Raw genomic sequence first — 18,904 nt, 5'->3', positions numbered from 1 at the left:
ATTAATAGTATAACACATTAGAAATTAGTATATCACTTTAATTTTGCTGAAAAGGAACCGCGTTGCCTTTGAGCTCAGCCGTTTTTTTCACTTCATCCTTTTGATAGACAGAACGGTATTTAACAAACATCGAAATGTTTATGAGCAGCCCCATTGAAAGCATCAGCAGGATCATGGATGACCCCCCGTAGCTGATAAACGGCAGCGTAACTCCTGTTATCGGAAGAAGTCCGGTCAGACCGCCGACATTTATGGCTGTCTGAATGCCGATCATGCTTGAAATGCCAATGGCAAGAAGTGTGCCGAATGCATCATCGCAGCTGCGTGCAATATGAAATCCTTTAAGCACAATGAAGGCCAGGAGAACAAGGACAAATAACACGCCGAAAATGCCAAGCTCTTCAGAAATGATGGCAAGAATAAAATCCGTGTGTGCTTCGGGAAGATAACCGTACTTCTGAATGCTTTCTCCGAGTCCAAGGCCTGTAAGTCCGCCTGAACTTATGGCGTAATAGGAATTCACAAGCTGAAAGCCCGCTCCTCCGGCATTTTCAAATGGATCCATAAAGCCTGTAAACCTGCTCATTCTTACTGGTGTAAAAATATCATTCCATTTCCAGATTATTAAAGGACTGACTATGGCAAGCATCGACAATCCAAGCACAATAAGTTTGACAATATTTTTAAGTCCCAGACCTGAACAAAGAACCATTGTCAGTGCAATCATGGCGATGATGGATGCAGAGCCAATATCCGGCTGCAGAATAATTAGCACACAAATGAATCCAGTAAAAATAATTGGAGGAAGTACTCCCCGTCCGAAATGTTCAATGTACGACTGCTTTTTTTCATATACAGCTGCGAGATAGAGAATGACGCTTAGTTTCACGAACTCTGCCGGCTGAAGCTTAAATCCGAAGAGTGAAAACCAGCTTCTTGCACCTCCTGCGACAGATCCAAACACAAAAATGGCCAGCAGCATGCCTATAGAAATGAGAACCACGCTTCTGAGAAAGAATGGCTGCAGATAGGCCCGGTATGGAAAAATCATAGTCAGCAAAAGTACAATAAGCCCTGCCGCAATAAACAGCGCCTGCCTGTTAAAGAAGTGGTCACTGGTATATTCCCATCTTGCAACTGCTGAAATCATGCTGGAACTGTATACCATGACGAGTCCGAATCCGCATAGAAGAAGAACTGCCAGGATAAGGGAGTAGTCATATGATTTTAAGATTTTTTTTATCATTTTATCGCTTCCTATCGTTACAAGTTGCTGTTTTCATGATGAAGATCTTTTTCCTTTATTGTTCGAGATTGGCAGACGGAATTCCTTCTGAAATCTTGCTTTCAGGGGCACGACTTATGGTAACCCGCTAAACAAGCGGAAACAAGTTAAAAAAGTATGTAGGTCAAAAGCTCCGGGAATGATTTACCTTACAAAAAAACTCAAACTGCATTTTTCAGGCAGTTTGAGTTTTCATTTTCATTCTGTAAGCTTTACCGCGAAGCTTATTTTTTCGTAAAAGCTTCATGTAGTGCAGACATTTCTCTCTCAAGTGTATCGAGGATCGCCTTGCCTTCTCTTTCTTCAATGAGATCAAGCCTGACAGCAAAGTCAATCTCTCTTGAAAGTCCAAACATTTGTGTATCTAAAACCTCTTCGTAAAGAGGACATTGAGGCATCGTCAAATTGTCCATTTGGACTTGAATCAGCTTCGTAATTTTATCAGCATCCGCTTTTAAAAGAGCAAGTGCTTTTTCTCGATGATCAATTGCAATCTCAGACGCCAATTGAACCCCTCCGTTCCCGAGCGATTACCTTAATCTATCTATTAATATTATAGGGTAAGCGTGAAAAAATCAAGAAAAAACAGGGTGTTTCCCGCACGCCGGCCCTCTTTTGCTAAAAGATGCTCAATTCATATTTTTCTGACAAAAGATGAAGGAGTTTAATTCCTGCAATACTGTTCCCCTTTTCATCAAGAGACGGCCCAAAGATGCCGATTCCAAACTGATAGGGGACTATCCCCATAATTCCGCCTGAGACCCCGCTCTTTGCCGGAATGCCTACTTTTATTGCAAATTCGCCCGAAGCATTATACATTCCGCACGTTACCATAAAGGTTTTGCAGATCCGGGCAATATCCTTTGGAATTACCTGCTGTTCAGTTTCGGGGTGCCTGCCGTCGAGCGCAAAAACAGCCCCTATCTTTGCCAGGTCCAAACTGTGCATCTCAATAGCGCACTGATTGGAGTATAAATCAATCAGATCCTCAACGTCCCCTTCAATGATCCCGTCTTTTTTCATGAAATAACAGAGCGACCTGTTCAGCCAGGCGGTTTCAAATTCAGACGCGGCCACATTGTTGCAGATGGTTATTTTCTTGTTAAACGTAAGCTTTCTTATGAAATCAATATACCTCAGCAGTTTTTCTTCCTTTGTCGAGCCTTTAATCATATTTGTGACCGCGAGCGCGCCGGCATTGATCATCGGATTCAGAGGGCGCTGTTTTTCGTGTGTTTCGAGTTTGACGATGGAATTAAACGGGTCTCCGGTCGGTTCCATTCCAACTTTGCTGAAAACGTACGGCTCCCCGTGATCCATTAAAACAAGGGCAAGTGTCAGTACTTTTGATATACTCTGCAGAGTGAACGTCTTTTCAATATCCCCGGCAGACATACAGGAATTTTCCACATGGTAAATGGCAACGGACAAATCATCCGCTTCTACTTTTCCAAGCTCCGGTATATAATCCGCTACATTTCCTTCTGACGTCACCTTTTTCGCTTCGTTCACGAGTTCAGCAAGCTCTTCATTCGTCTTGCACGGCATTTCCGTTCACCTCATCTGCTCATCAATATGAAACGTAGTCTGCCCAATTAAAAGTATCAGCATGAGCGGCATGACAAAATACAGGAAAGCGCTTATACTTTACAAAGAGCTTACTAAAGGAAGGACGTGCAGCAATGGAAGCCATCATTACTCTTACAGGAAATGTAGCCTATCCAATTACACTCGACCCGGGGGTCTGGATTTTTGATGACCGCAAAGTGGATCTGAACACTTATTTTGAAGAAACCAGAGACTCCATTGACGAGCTTGAGGAATACACTAAAGCTGTTTCAAAACACTGGGATCAGGAAATAAAAGAAGGTGCAGCACTGCCGGAAGAAAGAAAAGTTACAAAAAAAGAAGCGCTGCTCAACGGAACGTTCGGGATCCCATTTTTCCCGTTTCTCCAAAATGCCGAGCCGAAAGCGGGTGCACGAAAAGTCATTTTCTTCACTGGCGAAGGAGAAATTGAACTGCCTCTAAAAGAAGCCTCAAACGCCGTACTCGGCTTCAGCAGAAACGGCAAACCCCTAACTGAAGATGGGCCTGCGACTCTTTACTATGGTGACGGAAGCAATAAAGACAATCCTGTTAAAAACATAAAAAAAATAATTGTTGAGTAGAAAGCATTCTCTGCTTTCCCATAAGAAAGCCGCTGAGATCAGCGGCTTTTCGTGTTATTTATAACAAATCAGCGGCCAGCTGGGCGAGGCCTGAGCGCTCCCCTTTTACAAGTCTGACATGCCCTGCAATCTGCTGGTCTTTAAATTTCTCCACAACATAGGTTAACCCGTTGTTGTATTCATCCAAGTAAGGATGATCAATCTGCTCGGGATCCCCCATGAGGACAATTTTGCTCTTTTCCCCAACCCTCGTCAGGATTGTTTTCACTTCATGCTTGGTTAAATTCTGAGCTTCATCAATGATAATGAACTGTTCAGGAATACTTCTTCCTCTTATATATGTGAGGGCTTCTACTTCTATTGAACCCATTCCTGCAAGAATGGCATCCAGTTCCCCCGGCTTTTTGGCATTAAATAAATATTCGAGGTTATCATAAATCGGCTGCATCCACGGTCTGAGCTTCTCCTGCTTTTCCCCCGGTAAATAGCCGATATCTTTTCCGACCGGCACAATCGGCCTTGCGACCAGCAGTTTTTTAAATGATCCCAGATCCTCTGTCTGCATAAGTCCAGCGGCCAAAGCAAGCAGTGTTTTGCCTGTTCCCGCTTTCCCGATCAGCGTCACAAGAGGCATATCGTTTCTCAGAAGCAGCTCCATCGCCATTGTCTGCTGAACGTTCCTCGGTTTTATCCCCCATATATGATCATGATCAAAGACAAGACGTTTTACCTTTTTCCCGGTTTTGTCCACAATTCCAATAGCAGATGACGAACCGCCGAGAGCATTTTTCATAATGACAAACTGATTCGGATAAAATGGATGATTTGTCACCTCTGACAGAATCAGCTCATTTTTTTCGTAAAACCTGTTGAGGTCATCCCCGCTTATATACAAATCAAGATAGCCCGTGTAGATCCGGTCAATCTCAACCACTCTGTCGCTCAGAAAATCTTCTGCAATCAATCCGATTGCATCAGCCTTAACTCTGACCAGCGTATCTTTGCTTACCAATATGACAGGTCTGCCGTTTTCGGTTGTCTCTTCTTCAATTGACAGATTTTTTGCCACCGCAAGGATCCGGTTATCATTTGTTTTTTCAATGAAAATCTCCTGCAGCTCGTGAAACGAGCGGTGATTCAGTTCAATTCTTAAAAAGCCTCCGCCCGGCAGCGGTATTTTTTCATGCAGCTTTCCGATGAGCCTTAGGCTATCAATGAGTTTGGAAACATGTCTTGCATTTCGTCCTATTTCATCCATATACCTTTTTTTTGAATCGACCTCTTCTAGAACAACTGCTGGAATGACTACTTCGTTCTCTTCAAATGAAAAAATGGAATTCGGATCTTGAAGTAAGACATTCGTATCCAAAACATAGATTTTACTCAACCTTCCGCCTCCTACCTTATACGGGTTTTTAGAGCGTGCTGCGCGTGCTCGCGGTCCTGAAATAATCAAGCTGTAATTGAAGCGTTGCTAAAATATATGAAATGGTGCATAAAGATAGAAGATTTATCGGACAATAAAATTAAAAAGCATGGTCTAAAAGGAGTGATTACATGCGCAGTATGACATTTTCAGCATTGGTCCTTGTGCTTATGCTTTCAGCCTGTTCTTTTAATCAGGGATCAGAACAAAACCGTTCTGAAGATCAAAACGGAAAGCCGATGAACGTCAGGAACTCTGTCAATGAACCGGTTGAAAAGAAAACGGGCCAGCAGATTTCACGCCGACTCGTTGATCTTGCAGGCCGCGTGCCTGGTGTAAATGATGCCAGCGCTGTTGTTCTCGGGAGATATGCCATTGTAGGGATTGATGTGAACTCAGAGCTAGACAGAAACAAGGCTGAATCCATTAAATATGCGGTAGCAGAAAGCATTCAGCATGACCCGTACGGTGCAAATGCTGTTATCATTGCAGATGCTGATACGACAGTGCGTCTAAAAGCAATCGGCAAAGACATTCAGCAGGGCAAACCGATTTCAGGCATTCTTGATGAGCTTGCTGCCATTGTAGGACGCGTGATGCCCGAAATCCCGAATGATGCCCTGAACAATCAAAACCGCCATAACAGACCGACTGAACAGGACAACAATCAGCTCAACTCAAAAGAGCAAAAAGAGCTTGACCGCGAACAGAATGATCAGTCGGAGAACCACTTAAACAGAAACTAACTCAAAAGCGCAAGCGCCTTGTTCAGGTCCAAAAGGCAGATAAGAATTCGGCATAAAAGTGCGGTTTTGACTTTTATGCCGGATTTGTTCTGACAGAGAACCTAGGCGCTGAAGCTGGACGACGAAAACTAATCGTAATATTTACCGGAATCATGAATAATTCCATAACAATCACAAAAAGCTTAGTTCATCCTGAACTAAGCTTTTTTCATGGCTTCAAGAACCTGGCCGTCAAGCTTAGCTGCTGCTTTTTCATCATATGTTTTTTCATATGCTGGTTCAGCCGAAATTTTCGAACCGTAAAACATCACATCTCTTACTTCAGAGATCACCAGTTCGATCAGGGCAAGCTTTAGAGGGACAGCTTCAAGTTTTTCTTCTTTTATATGTGCATTTCCGTTAATTGTATATGTAGACTCGTTTGCAAGCAGCGTCAGAGCTGCAGCAGGATGCTTTTTGACATTTTTGACAATTCGCGAGCGGTTATCAACGGCAAGGTACACCCGCTCCTCATCAGGTGCAAAAACCCAGGAGACGGCCGAAACATTTGGAGCACCTGTTTCAAAGTCAATTGTGGCAAAAACAGCAAAACGTTCTTTCTGGAGATTGTCAAACAAAGGCTGAATCAATTTGGTTTCTGACTTATTAGCCATTTTCTTCCCTCCATATTCGTTGTATAATGCTATCATACCTTTTTTTTCTAATGCTTGCTACATTCAAATTCGGACATCCTTTTTGCCGATATATCTCCGCTGCCTGCTGAACTTACGAATGGAACGGGCGGCTTAATCCATTCATTATCTCCAAAAAATAAGAATGAGGTGTCACATGAGAGTAAAATGCGTGCTGTGCGACAAAGTTGAAACGATCCATGATGAAACACTCCAGGCGAAGCGTCTGCGCAACAGGCCTATTCATACATATATGTGCAAAGAGTGTGAAATCAGAATTGAAAACCGGACAATTGAACGGGCCAATACGGGAAATTTCAAGCTTTACAGAGATAAAAAAACAGAGGACAGCTGGTAGTGGCACTGAGAGGCGCCATCGCCGGCCTGCTGAGCGGAATTCTTTTGGGGCTTTTTCTTAAATTTGCCGAACAAGTCAGCGGCGAAAAAGTATATGTTTTACTCCTTAATATTGACTTTATATACAGCAGGCCTCTCCCTGAACTGATTGAATTCATTCTTCATTTGGCGGTGGCTGTTGCAATCGGCATCGTCTGCAGCTGGATGACCCGTGCTTTCAGGCTGTCTGCCGGAAAAGTATGGGCTGCATCTTTCCTCCTTACCCTGCCTGCAGCCCTCCTTTATTTCCCTCTTACCATTCTTGCTGTTAAAGAAACACCCGGCATCTTTAATATTGAAGCGATCAGCTGGTGGATTGCCGGCCATATTCTGTTTGCCGCGGTGCTTGCAGCATGCTTATACAAAAAGACACCTCAGAATTGAGGTGTCTTTTTAATAGTTCTTATATTTTTCAGGTTCAGCTTCGATCTGCTCAATCATGCTGTCAATCAGTTCAACGGGAAATCTGGATGTTTTATGTTCCCCGTTCAGCTTATATGCGACCAGGTACATCACATCGTCCTTTTGGACAGAAATTTCCTGTATGTCATGATTTTCTTTCAGCAGCTGATCAAAAAGGCTGAATGTATCTGCTGCTGCCGTGTCTTCAGGACGGGCGTCTGCCACTGTTTTAATGGAGAGCCAATTGTAGAGGGAGTCCTGAATCGACTTCATGTTGCGGCATCCTGCTGCTCGGCTTTTTTTGCTCTGTGGAGTCTGATTTTATAAATAATCAAAATCAGAGCAGCCACAATGAGTCCTTCTGCAACAGGCAAAAACGCTCCTAAAAACGTCAGAACCGTACAGCCGAACATCAAAAACAAGTAGATGACAATTGTCTGAAGAAGGGGAAGCTTTTTAGCAAACCCCAGCTTGAATACGACAATTGACAGTCCGAGAATGACCAGATATAAGATATTTGCCCCTGTTTGTGTATCGGGTTCAGTTGCCGTATAAATGCTGTAGGCAACCGGCCACATACTTTCGTATACGTTCATCCCGCTATCCCCTCCATTGCACGTCCAGAGTCAGACTTAAAGCAATCCTGCAAGCTTTTTCTTTTTAGCCTGCTTTTCGCGTTCGTTCTTATCAAGAATTTTCTTTCTCAAACGGATTGAAGTAGGCGTAAGTTCGCAGTACTCATCTTCGTTCAAGTATTCAAGAGATTCTTCAAGTGACATGATGCGAGGTTTTTTCATCGTGCTCGTTTGATCTTTGTTTGCTGAACGGATGTTTGTCTGCTGCTTCATTTTGCAGATGTTGACAACAAGATCGTTTTCGCGGTTGTGCTCTCCTACGATCATTCCTTCATACACGTCTGTACCTGCATCAAGGAAGATGATTCCGCGGTCTTCAATTCCCTGGATACCGTAAGTCGTTGACTTTCCGTTTTCCATTGAAATCAGTACACCCTGACGGCGTCCGCCAACCTGGCCAGGCTGCATTGGCTGGTAGCTGTCAAATGTGTGGTTAATGATGCCGAAACCGCGTGTGATAGACATGAACTCGGTAGAGTATCCGATTAATCCGCGTGCAGGCACGTTGAAAATCAGACGGACTTGACCGTTGCCGTTGTTGATCATATCAAGCATTTCGCCTTTGCGGGCACCGATTGATTCCATAACAGAACCAGTATGCTCTTCAGGAACATCGATTTGAACACGCTCAACCGGCTCACAGCGTACTCCGTCAATTTCTTTTACGATAACTTCAGGTTTTGAAACCTGCAGCTCATAGCCCTCGCGGCGCATGTTTTCAATCAGGATAGAAAGGTGAAGCTCACCGCGTCCTGAAACGATCCACGCATCCGGAGATTCTGTGTTTTCAACACGAAGGCTGACATCTGTCTGAAGCTGAGCCATTAAACGCTCTTCAATTTTACGTGACGTCACATATTTTCCTTCGCGGCCTGCAAATGGGCTGTTGTTGACAACAAACGTCATTTGAAGGGTAGGCTCATCGATGCGTAGGATAGGCAATGCTTCCTGATGCTCAACCGGGCATACTGTTTCCCCAACGTTGATGTCTTCCATTCCGGAAACGGCAACAAGGTCCCCTGCCTTAGCGCTTTCGATTTCAACGCGTTTTAATCCCTGGAATCCGAATAATTTCGTTACACGGAAGTTTTTGATGCTTCCGTCGACTTTCATTAATGAAACCTGCTGGCCGACAGTCATCGTTCCGCGGAATACACGGCCGATTCCGATACGTCCTACATAGTCATTGTAGTCAAGAAGAGCTACCTGGAATTGAAGAGGCTCATCTGTGTTGTCAACTGGTGCAGGAATGTTCTCAACAATAGAATCAAATAATGCAACCATGTTTTCTTCCTGATCAGCAGGATCCGGACTTGTGCTTGCCGTTCCATTCATGGCAGATGCAAAGATAACCGGGAACTCAAGCTGTTCTTCCGTTGCATCAAGTTCGATGAATAGGTCAAGAACTTCATCCACCACTTCTTCAGGACGTGCAAAGTCGCGGTCAATTTTATTGACAACAACAATCGGCGTCAGCTTTTGCTCAAGTGCTTTTTTCAGCACGAAGCGTGTTTGGGGCATACATCCTTCATAAGCGTCAACAACAAGAAGTACGCCGTCAACCATTTTCATGATTCGCTCTACTTCTCCGCCAAAGTCGGCATGTCCTGGTGTATCCATAATGTTAATGCGTGTATCTTTATAGTTAATTGCCGTATTTTTTGCCAAGATCGTGATTCCGCGCTCGCGTTCGAGGTCGTTTGAATCCATCGCTCTTTCTGCAACTTGTTCGTTCGCACGGAACGTTCCTGCCTGGTGAAGCAATTTGTCTACAAGCGTCGTTTTCCCGTGGTCTACGTGGGCAATAATCGCAATGTTTCGAATATCATTTCGAAGTTTCACATTTTCATCTCCTAAAAATTTAAAATAACCTAGTGTATTATACCACAAACTTTTGTAGAAAAAAGAAATCATTTTATGTAAACTGATAAAAGGGGCAGTATTTTCTGTCCAAACCGCTTTAAAGGGGATGAAAACAACGATGAAATCCGGAAAATGGATTTTCTTTCTTTTAGCTTTTACAGCGGCAGCATCAATGGTTGCAGTCGGCATCGCTGTCGGGGAAAGAAGCATAATCGGAGTCGTTCTCTCGCTGCTTGCGCTTACCGGAGCAATGGGATTTGGCTTTGCCACAAAAAAGAAAATGCGCGATAAAGGAATGCTTTAGAGAGCCTGGATATATGTCCGGGCTTTATTTTTGTTTCTTCGCCGCATGAAAAAAACCTGCTAAGCAGGTTTCACTGTAATCATATACTCTTTACCCTCCGCATCCCGTTCAAGCTTCAGCTGCTCGAAGCCGCACGATGCGAGAAATTTCAGCCAGTCAAGTTTTCCAGCCGGACAGCCGGCAAAAACGGCTTTATGGCCTGCCTTCTTCAGATTGGCTGAGATGTGCGAAACGATTTCATGTCCGTACCCTTTGTTTCGCTGATCTTCTTTAACAAGTACCGTTCCAAGCCATGGTTTCTCGTTTGAAGGAGACCAGCTGATATGAAAGGAAATGCCGATTGCTTCGTGATTGCAGCTCCAAATCTGCCATTCCCCGTTATACATCTTTTGAGAGATCATGTACTCTGAAGCCTGCTCAGGGAGGCATTCTTCCTTTTGCCATGCAGGGCTTGAAGAAATGAGCTCCTTGAAAAAATTCAGATCTGCATCCTCGTATGGTCTGCTCTCGATCATTATTTAATTAGGTACTCATTCAATATCGTTTCATGAATCCCTTTTTTCGCTACGAAAATGCTGTTTTGTCCAAGCATATTGATTGGTTTTCCATCAAGAGTGGTTGCTTTTGCTCCGACTTCCTCAAGCAGCACAAGGCCGGCTGCAAAATCCCACGGGGCAAGCCTCAAAGTGATGTAGGCGTCAAGCCTTCCCGCTGCTACATATGCGCATTCAATCGTTGCTGAGCCATATGACCTCGTCCCTCTGACCGCTTTTGCAACAGGAACAAGCTTATTATGGTCAAATCGTTTATTCTCCATGACCCAGGTAGCGTTCAGGGCTATGACGGCTTCATTCAGCGGAACATCTTCAAGCTTAGGAAGCTCCGTATCATTCATAAAGGCGCCATTTCCCTTTACTGCATGGTAAAGCTCGTCATGCACGACATCATAGATCAGGCCGACCTGTCCGACGCCGTCCTCATAAATTCCAATTGAAATGGCAAAATTGCGCTGCTGGTGAACAAAGTTCATTGTTCCGTCGATCGGATCAACAATCCAGATGACGCCGTCCATTGACTCTGGCTTGTCCCCGAAGCCTTCTTCTCCAAGTATTTTATGCCCGGGATATGTATGGTTGATTTTAGAAATTAAATATTGTTCTGTTTCTTTGTCCATGTTCGTAACGAGATCATCGGGATTTGATTTTGCCTGAACAGACAGGACCTTCTGAAAAGACTGCCTGATTTTTTCTCCTGCCTCATAAATCCACGTTTTCGCATCCTGTTCAATCTTAGTCCAATTTTCCATGTATAAACCTTCTTTCTATGTAGGTAACCTAATTGCAGGGTTAAAGGCTGTGAACGACTTCTATATAGTAAGAATAACGCAATGAATTTAAGAAACGCAAGCGCTCTGCGGGGAGGATTTGTCTGCTCAGATAAAAACGAACCCTGTGCTGAGGTTCGCTTTTGTTTGCGGCTGCTATGCCTGAAGTCTGAGCCATTCTTTTCTGAGTCTCTCAAGCTTGCGTTTGCATTCATTCTTCTTCGTTTCATCATTTTCCGTCATGGCGTCGTAAAGGGTGGCCAATTCATAGTCCAGTTCGAGCTTTAGCACCCCTATGCGATGATCTGATTCCTTTTGTCCTGTCGTTCTGACGATTTGTTTCATCTTTCTACCGCCCCTTTCAAAAATTGTCTATAATTGTTAACCGGTGACTTTTAATCGATTGACTTAATTTTCTGATATTTTTATATATGATATGAGATATGGAAATAGGATGCAACTTGGAAGTGAAAATTGTGTATTTACCTATTATTTTTTAAATACCACATTGAAGGAGTGTCGAAACGTGCAAGTTCCTTTCGAATATGCGCACACCTGTGCTAAACTGATTCCATTACCTGCAAACGGGAGGCAATCATATGGAATTTAAAGGATTTACAAATGAGGATTTTGATGTTTTTAAAATAGATGGACTTGATCAGCGGATGGAGGCACTCATTTCAGCTGTCAGACCAAAGCTTGAAGTGCTCGGGGAAGTGTTCGCGGGTGAGCTGTCGGCTATGACGGGAGAAGAGATGTTCCCTCATGTTGCAAAACATGCCCGCCGGTCGGTTAACCCGCCGAGTGATACGTGGGTGGCATTTGCAGGCAGCAAGCGCGGCTACAAAATGCTGCCGCACTTCCAGATTGGACTTTGGGAGTCACATGCTTTTGCCTGGTTTGCTGTCATATACGAAGCACCGGTAAAAGAAGAATACGGTGAAGCGATTGAAAAAAACTGGAGCAAATTGAAAAAGAATATTCCTGATCACTTTGTCTGGTCAGGTGATCATACGAAACCTCAAACCCTTGTTCAGAAAGAGTTGAGCAATACGGATCTTCAAAACCTGTTCAAGCGTCTTCAAACCGTTAAAAAAGCTGAATTGCTCTGCGGCATCAGGATTGACCGCGATGACGCAGTAAAGATGAGCGGTGACGAATTTATCAGCACGGTACAAGATGCATTCAAAACACTTCTCCCGCTTTATAAGCTTTCTCAAAAAGCTGCGGTTAAGGCTTAAAACACAGACAAAACACAGACAGGGTGCCATCCTCTCAAGGATGGCACCCTGTCTTCATTTTTGAACGGAGCATACCGCCCCTTTTTACATCTTAATCATTTCAGCATCGCTGTTATCTTTGCTTTTTTTCACAGCCCTGTAGGTAGAATAGCCGCTAATTTCCTCAAAATCATCGCAAATGTTTTTTTCCTCTGCTTTGCTCGGGACAATTTCTTTAAACCTGCGGTATTTCTTCATAAAGTCTTCTCTGCTGATCCCCTTTTCATAGGCTTTCTCCACTGCCTGAAAAAACGAGATGACGTCGATGATTTCTGCTGTCGACCAATCCGGCTGTATTGGATATTGATAATCCACTCTGTTCACCTGCCTTTATCCTGCTGCTAGTTCCATTTCCCTCTGATTTCCGAGGCTTCTGATATGATTCTTGAAAACAGCTCATCCACACTCGGAACATCCCTGATCAGGCCTGTGACCTGGCCTGCCCAGGCAAAACCATTGTCTATCATACCATCATATATGTATCTTTTGTTAGCTTGTCCGCTAATATAATCTTTCAGCTGTTCATAATCTGCCTTTTTTTGCTCCATGTCAAGAATGGTGTCCGTCCACGTACCTGCAAGCGCCCTGGCAGGTGTGCCAATACTGCGTTTAATCACGACTGTATCTCTTTCAGAGCTGTTCACAAGGGCTGTCTTGTATGCCTCATGGGCATGGGTGCATTCCTTTGTAGCGATAAACCTTGTCCCCATCTCAATTCCTTCTGCACCAAGACTTAAAGCAGCCATGAGGCCTCTTCCATCTCCAATTCCGCCTGATGCAATGACCGGAATGGAAACAGCATCCACAACCTGCGGAATGAGGACAAATGTGCCTGTATCATCCCGTCCGAGATGTCCTCCGCCCTCCTGGCCGACAACCATAACAGCATCAGCTCCGAGTTCCTCAGCTTTTTCGGCCTGCCTTCTTGCAGCCACCAGCACAAGTTTTTTCACATTTACCCCTTTTAATTGATCAAAAATGGGTGCAGGATTTCCTCCTGTCATCGTAATCACGGGAACTTCTTCATCAATAGCCACCTGAAGCAGGTCAGAATAAGGTCTGCCGTGCTGGCCGACTGCGAAGTTGACGCCAAACGGCTTATCAGTCTTCATCCTGACTTTGGCGATCTCTTCTCTCAGCAGTTCAGGCTCTCCAAGCGACATCGCAGTGATCTGCCCAAGCCCCCCGGCATTCGACACTGCCGCAGCAAGTTCCGAATAAGCGAGGTACGCAAGACCTCCCTGTATAATCGGGTACTCAATATCAAGCATATCGGTTATTCTTGTTTTCCAGTTCATCATGATCCCCCTGCCATTAATAACTTCCTCTATATCCACTTCTCTTAAGACCGCCGTTCTCCTTCTTGCTGTGGCGAAAAAAGGGGTGAATAAATAGATATCCGGGAAAATCAAGTCATCTGGATTGACGACTTCCGAAGATTTTCAAGGAAAAAGTGGCAGGACTTTTTAGAAAGACGCCACTTTCAAGGATGCGTCAGCGGTAAAACTGGCAGCACTCAACTGAATAACGCCATTTTCGAAGATCCCTCAACGGTAAAAGTGGCACCACTATGAGGAATGACGCCACTTTCAAGGATGCGTCAGCGGTAAAACTGGCAGCACTCAACTGAATAACGCCATTTTCGAAGATCCCTCAACGGTAAAAGTGGCACCACTATGAGGAATGACGCCACTTTCAAGGATGCGTCAGCGGTAAAACTGGCAGCACTCAACTGAATAACGCCATTTTCGAAGATCCCTCAACGGTAAAAATGACACCACTATGTGGAATGGCGCCACTTCCGAAGATCCTTCAACATCAAAACTGGCAGCACTTAACGGAATAACGCCATTTCCGAAAACCCTTCAACGATAAAAGTGGCATCACCCAGGGAAACGGCGTGACTAACAAGTTATTCCCAGTCAGATTAACCCATTGGAACAGAAGAAATCCGAACAGCTTAAACTGTCCGGATTTCTTGTTGATTTCCTTATGCCCCGGCCTAAAATCTGACCTTTGCCCCCACACCGGCAAACAGTCTGGAAGGATTTTTTTCTGTCATGGTTCTGATGTCCTCTTCCTGCACTCCCTTATCCCGAAGAGCTGGAATGACATTTTCAAACAGGTGGGCAGGGTGCCAGTTCTTCATTTTCTCCTGAACCTGCTTTGGGAGGATCAGCGGTCTTCCCATCCAGTAGTTTACGGTATCGTGAGACATCATAATTTGATCTGCATACCCTTTTTCAAGTAATTCCATCAGCGTCTTTATTCTTATGTCATCGTCAGGTGCTCCTACCATGCCCTGAATGCCGAAACGGTCAAAAGCGATATAACCTCCGTGCTCCAGAACAGCTGAATGATAGTCAGGATCCGTATTGCCGCACATGTGTCCGATAACAATTTTTTTCGGATCACAGCCAAGTTCAATGAGCAGTCTGATTTGTTCCGGCCCCATTGTTCCTTCCTGGGTGTGGGTAAGAATGACCGTGCCTTCTTCGCGGTGAACCCTTGCAGCCGCTCTGAAAAACATTTGCTCATAAGGCGTAATTTCACCCTTGCTTGATGCAAGCTTAATGATTCCGGGCTTGATGCCCGTTGCCCGAATGCCTTCTGTCAGCTCTTTTTTAAACATTTCATAAATTTCTTCTTCTGCCGTACCGAGGCCCTGCCTGAATTTAAAGTAAGGGGTGGCTCCTTCCCCTTCATAATAATATCCTGTGGCGCAGATAATCTGGAGACCGGTTCTTTCAGATATTTCCTTCAGCAGCTCCGGATTTCTGCCGCACTCATTCGGTGTCGGATCTACTACTGTATCGACCCCGAAGCTAAGCAGCTGAAGAGCGACGGTAATGCCTGTTTCAAGGGCATCCTGCTCATCAAATCCTCCAAGGGAATCGTCACCGTGAAAACCCGGATACCCGAAAACAAAATGTTCATGAATCAGCGTTTTGCCGAGCTGATCAGCCGGGATCGGCCCTGTAACGGTTTCAACTGTGCCGGTCATTGGCTTCACCCCATCACCCTTTGTTTTTCTTCTTCCTGAAGCTTCCGCCATAGCAGCTTTCCGCTTGAAGTCATCGGCAGACTTTCTCTGAATTCGATCATTCTTGGATACTTGTAGGCTGCCATTTTTTCTTTTGCCCAGCTGATGATTTCCTCGCCGTCAATTTTCCCCTTATATTCCTGATTCAGAATAAGAAAGGCTTTGACTGTTTCTCCCCTGCGTTCATCCGGTACGCCGACCACGCATGCCTGCATGACGGCAGGATGCTGATAAAGCATGCCTTCAACCTCTGTCGGCCACACTTTAAAGCCAGATGCGTTGATCATTCGCTTTACTCTGTCCACGATAAAGTAATAGCCTTCTTCATCGCGCTTTCCAATATCGCCGGTCCTGAAGAATTTTTTCCCGTCAAGCTCGACAAACGATTTTTCATTTTCCTCCGGTCTTCTGTAATAGCCCAAAAAGACTTGCGGCCCGTTCACGACAATTTCTCCTTCTTCTCCATTTTCAAGCTCCCGGCATGTTACGGGATCAATAATCCTTGCATCTACATCAAAAGAAGGAATGCCAAGACATTGAAGCTTCGATCTGTCAGGCGGATTAAAATGTGTCTGGGCAATGGTTTCTGAAAGGCCGTAGCCCTCGATAAATCTCAGGCCGGACAATTGGTACAGCCTTTCTCCAACCGCTGCAGGAAGAGCTGCACCTCCTCCTGCAAGATTCATCAGGCTTGCCATGTCCTCTTTTTTCAGGGAAGGATTGGCCATAAAGTCAATCAGCATCGTGCTGATTGTTATCCAGTGCGTTACTTCTTTATCCCTGATGGTATTTCTCGCAAATTCCCTGTCCCACCTTGTCATCATGATCATGGTGGCACCGGAGAGAATCGGAATGTGCATGCTGTGTACCATGCCAGTTACATGAAACAGGGGCAGAGTCGCGAGACATACGGCATCAGACGTTGCATTCAGCCAATGATAGCCTCCAAATGTATTGGCCTGAACGGTGCGGTGAGTATGCATGCACCCCTTTGGAAGGCCTGTCGTTCCGGACGTGTACGGCAGGACAGCGAGATCATCTGCTGATGCCGTCATTTGTGAAGGCACTTCCAGACTCGACAGCGCATCCTTCCAGTGAATATGCCCGGTTTGAGCAAGTTCTACCGGACCCATTCGTACCTCTTCAGGTATTTCATGGCCGGCATTATCCGCCTGCAGATAATCAGAATAGGTTGATACAATGATATTCTTCAGCGGGACTGAATCAAGCAGCGGAAGCACCTTGGAGTACAGCTCCTGCCCTACAATACCCGTCTTTAACTCGCAGTCATTTATATAAAATCTCAGTTCTTCCGAGGTGTTCATCGGATTAATCGGCACAACCACGCCGCCGGCACGGAGGATGGCGTAATACCCGATGACAAACTGGGGCGAATTTTGAACAAACAGCAGAACATTTTCACCTCTTTGAACGCCCATTTTCTTTTCAAGGAATCCGGCAAGTGCTTCGGTTTCATTTAAAAGCTGCCTGTATGTAAGTTCTGCGCCGTAATAATGAATGGCTGTCTTGTCCGGGTATCTTCTTGCAGACAGTTCAAGGTTTTCGTACAGGGTTGTTTCAGGTACTGTCAGTGTGTAGGGCACCCTGACCGGCCAATGCTTGAAATGAGATTGAATCATGTGTATTCCACCTTCCCGACTCTTAATGATAGCGCTTACAGTAATATTTCTAACTTTTCTGATAAATACCTTTTCCCTTTGAGAAAATTTTTATTTGCATCATTTCATGTTCTGGTAAATGACTGTTTTTGTTTTTGGAAATCTTACCCGTTCCCTTGCGCTCCAGTCACAAGATTACCGCGGGGAGTGCCGGAAGCTTCCTCGCTGCGCTTGCGGGATCTTCCGTGCCCTCTTCTTCCCTTAGAAAAGCGGAAGCGCCCGTTTTGCTCCGGCAGTCAGATAAGAAATCACCCGAAAAGTCCGGGTCCCGCCTTCTTAGGGGATTTTGTTCTGACAGAGGAGCCTGAGCGCTGCAGCTAGACATGGAGTCAAGTGCCTTCCGCTTCAGTCCACTGGTGTCTTATTTAAATACTTTTCAGCAACCATAAGTACGAACACAGCCTTAATTAAAGACAGTTTCCAGCTGTATACAGCGGGAAACTGTTAGATTCGAACTCACAATCTGCAGTAGATCCTTACTTATCCAGTTTCACAAGCTTTCCGTCTTCTACAACATGAATGGACGTTTTCCAGTTAAAGCCGTTGTTTTCCATTCCGGTCAGATGCCATACCATTTGCTCATCTTCAAGTTCTTTAATTCCTTTTTCCATATTCTCCATGATTTTCACCGGGTCTGAGACAGTGCCTGCTGCCTGCATTGCTTTCACTGCAACGTGAAGGGCCTGGTAGTTAAATGCACTTTCGGCTGTCGGAATGCCGTCAGTCAGCTCTGCATATTTATCAACGAACGCCTTGCCTCCCGGTGCGTCGCTTTGACTGATCGGCAGTGTGCCGATCGCTCCTTCAAGCATTTCATATCCTCCGAGGACCGGTTCCATTTCTTCAAATTTCGCCTGGTCCATAATCATGATTCCGCCTTTAAACCCAAGCTCTCTCGCCTGTTTGATCAGCAGTGCCGTCGGCTGCGACGGTCCTCCGACAAACAACACGTCAGGCTTTTCTTTAAGAGCATTTGTCATGATGGTGAAAAAGTCGGTTTCTTTGCTGAAATCCACTGAACCGTCAAAAACGATCTCTCCGCCTTTTTCTTCCCATACCGGTTTAATGGTAGCCGTCCAGTCTTTCCCGTACTGTGTAGCAGTCGGAATCAGCGCGAGCTTTTTCCCGAAGCGTTCCATCTGATAATCAGCGTACGGCTCAGGATACGCGTCATATGCAGGAGGAATGCTTAATGTCAGCTTATTGCCCTGTTCCTGGATTTTCGGTTCGCTTGTATAGGCTCCGATGATGAAGTTTTCCTGCTGGTTAAAAACCTGAGTGGCGAAAACACCGCCGCTGTGCGGAACAAAAACGATCGGTGCTTTATTCTCTTGTACCAACCTGCGCGCATTCGTACCCGTTTCATTCGGAAGGTACTTGTCATCAAGGGATACAATTTTCACCTTGTATGTTTTTCCGTCGACTTCAAAGCCTTCTTTATTAATCTCGTCTGCTGCCATCGTCAGGCCTCTCAGCGTATTCTCCCCGTAAAAAGCAGCCGGACCGGAAAGCGGGCCGCTGTATCCGATATTGACTGTGCCGTCTCCGCCTGCATCTCCCCCACTTGACGCACCGCTTGAATTGCATGCCGCAAGACCAATTAACGACACCGAAAGTCCAAGAACCATCCCGATCTTTTTAAGCGATTTCACAGAAATTCCCCCTTGTTTTTCATCAAA

22 protein-coding genes are annotated in these 18,904 nt (G+C 45.1%); 6 read left to right on the top strand and 16 right to left on the bottom strand.

The genetic code is table 11. The features are described from left to right. Positions 1-37: 37 nt before the first annotated feature. The 3 genes from ACTSEZ_RS04210 to glsA form a co-directional block, all read right to left on the bottom strand. Positions 38-1,246, bottom strand: coding sequence for an FtsW/RodA/SpoVE family cell cycle protein (locus tag ACTSEZ_RS04210; RefSeq protein ID WP_369732936.1), 1,209 nt, complete (start codon positions 1,244-1,246; stop codon positions 38-40). Between the two features lie 263 nt (positions 1,247-1,509). After that, the gene (locus ACTSEZ_RS04205; protein ID WP_369732935.1) at positions 1,510-1,791 is read right to left on the bottom strand and encodes an Fpa/YlaN family protein; all 282 of its coding nucleotides are present in this window, start codon (positions 1,789-1,791) and stop codon (positions 1,510-1,512) included. Between the two features lie 112 nt (positions 1,792-1,903). Continuing rightward, entirely contained in the window at positions 1,904-2,833 is a 930-nt protein-coding gene (glsA, locus tag ACTSEZ_RS04200; protein WP_369732934.1) for a glutaminase A, read from the bottom strand. A gap of 134 nt (positions 2,834-2,967) precedes the next feature. On the opposite strand from glsA, the gene ACTSEZ_RS04195 reads away from it, so the two are divergent. Then, on the top strand, positions 2,968-3,456 hold the full coding sequence (locus ACTSEZ_RS04195; RefSeq protein WP_369732933.1) for a peptidyl-prolyl cis-trans isomerase: 489 nt from the start codon (positions 2,968-2,970) through the stop codon (positions 3,454-3,456). 58 nt (positions 3,457-3,514) lie between these two features. Here ACTSEZ_RS04195 and ACTSEZ_RS04190 read toward each other — a convergent pair whose 3' ends face one another. Continuing rightward, positions 3,515-4,843, bottom strand: coding sequence for a PhoH family protein (locus ACTSEZ_RS04190; RefSeq protein WP_369732932.1), 1,329 nt, complete (start codon positions 4,841-4,843; stop codon positions 3,515-3,517). Between the two features lie 170 nt (positions 4,844-5,013). On the opposite strand from ACTSEZ_RS04190, the gene ACTSEZ_RS04185 reads away from it, so the two are divergent. Next, positions 5,014-5,628 (top strand): YhcN/YlaJ family sporulation lipoprotein, encoded by a 615-nt coding sequence (locus ACTSEZ_RS04185; RefSeq protein WP_369732931.1) that lies wholly within the window; start codon positions 5,014-5,016, stop codon positions 5,626-5,628. Positions 5,629-5,825: 197 nt separating this feature from the next. On the opposite strand, the gene ACTSEZ_RS04180 is transcribed toward ACTSEZ_RS04185, so the two are convergent. Then, entirely contained in the window at positions 5,826-6,281 is a 456-nt protein-coding gene (locus ACTSEZ_RS04180) for a pyridoxamine 5'-phosphate oxidase family protein (RefSeq protein ID WP_369732930.1), read from the bottom strand. Positions 6,282-6,456: 175 nt separating this feature from the next. Between ACTSEZ_RS04180 and ACTSEZ_RS04175 the strand changes: the two genes are divergently transcribed. Both ACTSEZ_RS04175 and ACTSEZ_RS04170 read left to right on the top strand, forming a co-directional pair. Further along, entirely contained in the window at positions 6,457-6,657 is a 201-nt protein-coding gene (locus ACTSEZ_RS04175) for a YlaI family protein (RefSeq protein ID WP_369732929.1), read from the top strand. Then, a complete protein-coding gene (locus tag ACTSEZ_RS04170; protein ID WP_369732928.1) occupies positions 6,657-7,079 on the top strand; it encodes a hypothetical protein in 423 nt (140 codons plus the stop codon). The genes ACTSEZ_RS04175 and ACTSEZ_RS04170 overlap by 1 nt, the downstream gene beginning before the upstream one ends. Before the next feature lie 9 nt (positions 7,080-7,088). Here the strand turns inward: ACTSEZ_RS04170 and ACTSEZ_RS04165 are convergent, their stop codons facing one another. The 3 genes from ACTSEZ_RS04165 to typA are packed head-to-tail and all read right to left on the bottom strand — an operon-like array spanning position 7,089 to position 9,574. Further along, positions 7,089-7,370: a hypothetical protein gene (locus ACTSEZ_RS04165; protein ID WP_369732927.1), complete on the bottom strand. Its 282-nt coding sequence runs from the start codon at positions 7,368-7,370 to the stop codon at positions 7,089-7,091. Next, positions 7,367-7,675 (bottom strand): YlaH-like family protein, encoded by a 309-nt coding sequence (locus tag ACTSEZ_RS04160; protein WP_369733087.1) that lies wholly within the window; start codon positions 7,673-7,675, stop codon positions 7,367-7,369. Before ACTSEZ_RS04160 ends, ACTSEZ_RS04165 begins: the two co-directional genes overlap by 4 nt. A 54-nt stretch (positions 7,676-7,729) precedes the next feature. Further along, positions 7,730-9,574, bottom strand: a complete 1,845-nt coding sequence (gene typA / locus ACTSEZ_RS04155; protein ID WP_369732926.1) for a translational GTPase TypA — start codon at positions 9,572-9,574, stop codon at positions 7,730-7,732. 139 nt (positions 9,575-9,713) lie between these two features. Here typA and ACTSEZ_RS04150 point away from each other — a divergent pair, with 139 nt between their 5' ends. Further along, the gene (locus ACTSEZ_RS04150; RefSeq protein ID WP_029285124.1) at positions 9,714-9,899 is read left to right on the top strand and encodes a YlaF family protein; all 186 of its coding nucleotides are present in this window, start codon (positions 9,714-9,716) and stop codon (positions 9,897-9,899) included. Positions 9,900-9,958: 59 nt separating this feature from the next. Here the strand turns inward: ACTSEZ_RS04150 and ACTSEZ_RS04145 are convergent, their stop codons facing one another. The 3 genes from ACTSEZ_RS04145 to ACTSEZ_RS04135 all read right to left on the bottom strand — a co-directional run bounded on the left by ACTSEZ_RS04145 (position 9,959) and on the right by ACTSEZ_RS04135 (position 11,568). Next, a complete protein-coding gene (locus tag ACTSEZ_RS04145) occupies positions 9,959-10,414 on the bottom strand; it encodes a GNAT family N-acetyltransferase (protein ID WP_369732925.1) in 456 nt (151 codons plus the stop codon). Further along, positions 10,414-11,205: an inositol monophosphatase family protein gene (locus ACTSEZ_RS04140; protein WP_369732924.1), complete on the bottom strand. Its 792-nt coding sequence runs from the start codon at positions 11,203-11,205 to the stop codon at positions 10,414-10,416. Before ACTSEZ_RS04140 ends, ACTSEZ_RS04145 begins: the two co-directional genes overlap by 1 nt. A 174-nt stretch (positions 11,206-11,379) precedes the next feature. Further along, entirely contained in the window at positions 11,380-11,568 is a 189-nt protein-coding gene (locus ACTSEZ_RS04135) for a YkzI domain-containing protein (protein ID WP_369732923.1), read from the bottom strand. Positions 11,569-11,822: 254 nt separating this feature from the next. On the opposite strand from ACTSEZ_RS04135, the gene ACTSEZ_RS04130 reads away from it, so the two are divergent. Further along, positions 11,823-12,464, top strand: coding sequence for a YktB family protein (locus tag ACTSEZ_RS04130; RefSeq protein WP_369732922.1), 642 nt, complete (start codon positions 11,823-11,825; stop codon positions 12,462-12,464). 84 nt (positions 12,465-12,548) lie between these two features. Here ACTSEZ_RS04130 and ACTSEZ_RS04125 read toward each other — a convergent pair whose 3' ends face one another. The 5 genes from ACTSEZ_RS04125 to ACTSEZ_RS04105 form a co-directional block, all read right to left on the bottom strand. Continuing rightward, on the bottom strand, positions 12,549-12,818 hold the full coding sequence (locus ACTSEZ_RS04125) for a UPF0223 family protein (protein WP_369733086.1): 270 nt from the start codon (positions 12,816-12,818) through the stop codon (positions 12,549-12,551). A gap of 26 nt (positions 12,819-12,844) precedes the next feature. Further along, positions 12,845-13,801 carry an NAD(P)H-dependent flavin oxidoreductase gene (locus ACTSEZ_RS04120; protein WP_369732921.1) on the bottom strand — a complete coding sequence of 319 codons (957 nt, stop codon included), beginning with the start codon at positions 13,799-13,801 and terminating at the stop codon, positions 12,845-12,847. 704 nt (positions 13,802-14,505) lie between these two features. After that, positions 14,506-15,507 carry a phosphotriesterase family protein gene (locus ACTSEZ_RS04115; protein WP_369733085.1) on the bottom strand — a complete coding sequence of 334 codons (1,002 nt, stop codon included), beginning with the start codon at positions 15,505-15,507 and terminating at the stop codon, positions 14,506-14,508. Between the two features lie 5 nt (positions 15,508-15,512). After that, positions 15,513-17,186, bottom strand: a complete 1,674-nt coding sequence (locus ACTSEZ_RS04110; RefSeq protein WP_369732920.1) for a long-chain fatty acid--CoA ligase — start codon at positions 17,184-17,186, stop codon at positions 15,513-15,515. Positions 17,187-17,701: 515 nt separating this feature from the next. Beyond that, the gene (locus tag ACTSEZ_RS04105) at positions 17,702-18,877 is read right to left on the bottom strand and encodes an ABC transporter substrate-binding protein (protein ID WP_369732919.1); all 1,176 of its coding nucleotides are present in this window, start codon (positions 18,875-18,877) and stop codon (positions 17,702-17,704) included. Positions 18,878-18,904: the final 27 nt, after the last annotated feature.

The sequence above is a fragment of the Metabacillus mesotrionivorans genome (assembly GCF_052171315.1).
Classification (GTDB): domain Bacteria; phylum Bacillota; class Bacilli; order Bacillales; family Bacillaceae; genus Bacillus_P.
Note: the sequence above shows the minus strand (reverse complement) of the source record. Positions and strands in the feature narration are given on the sequence as shown.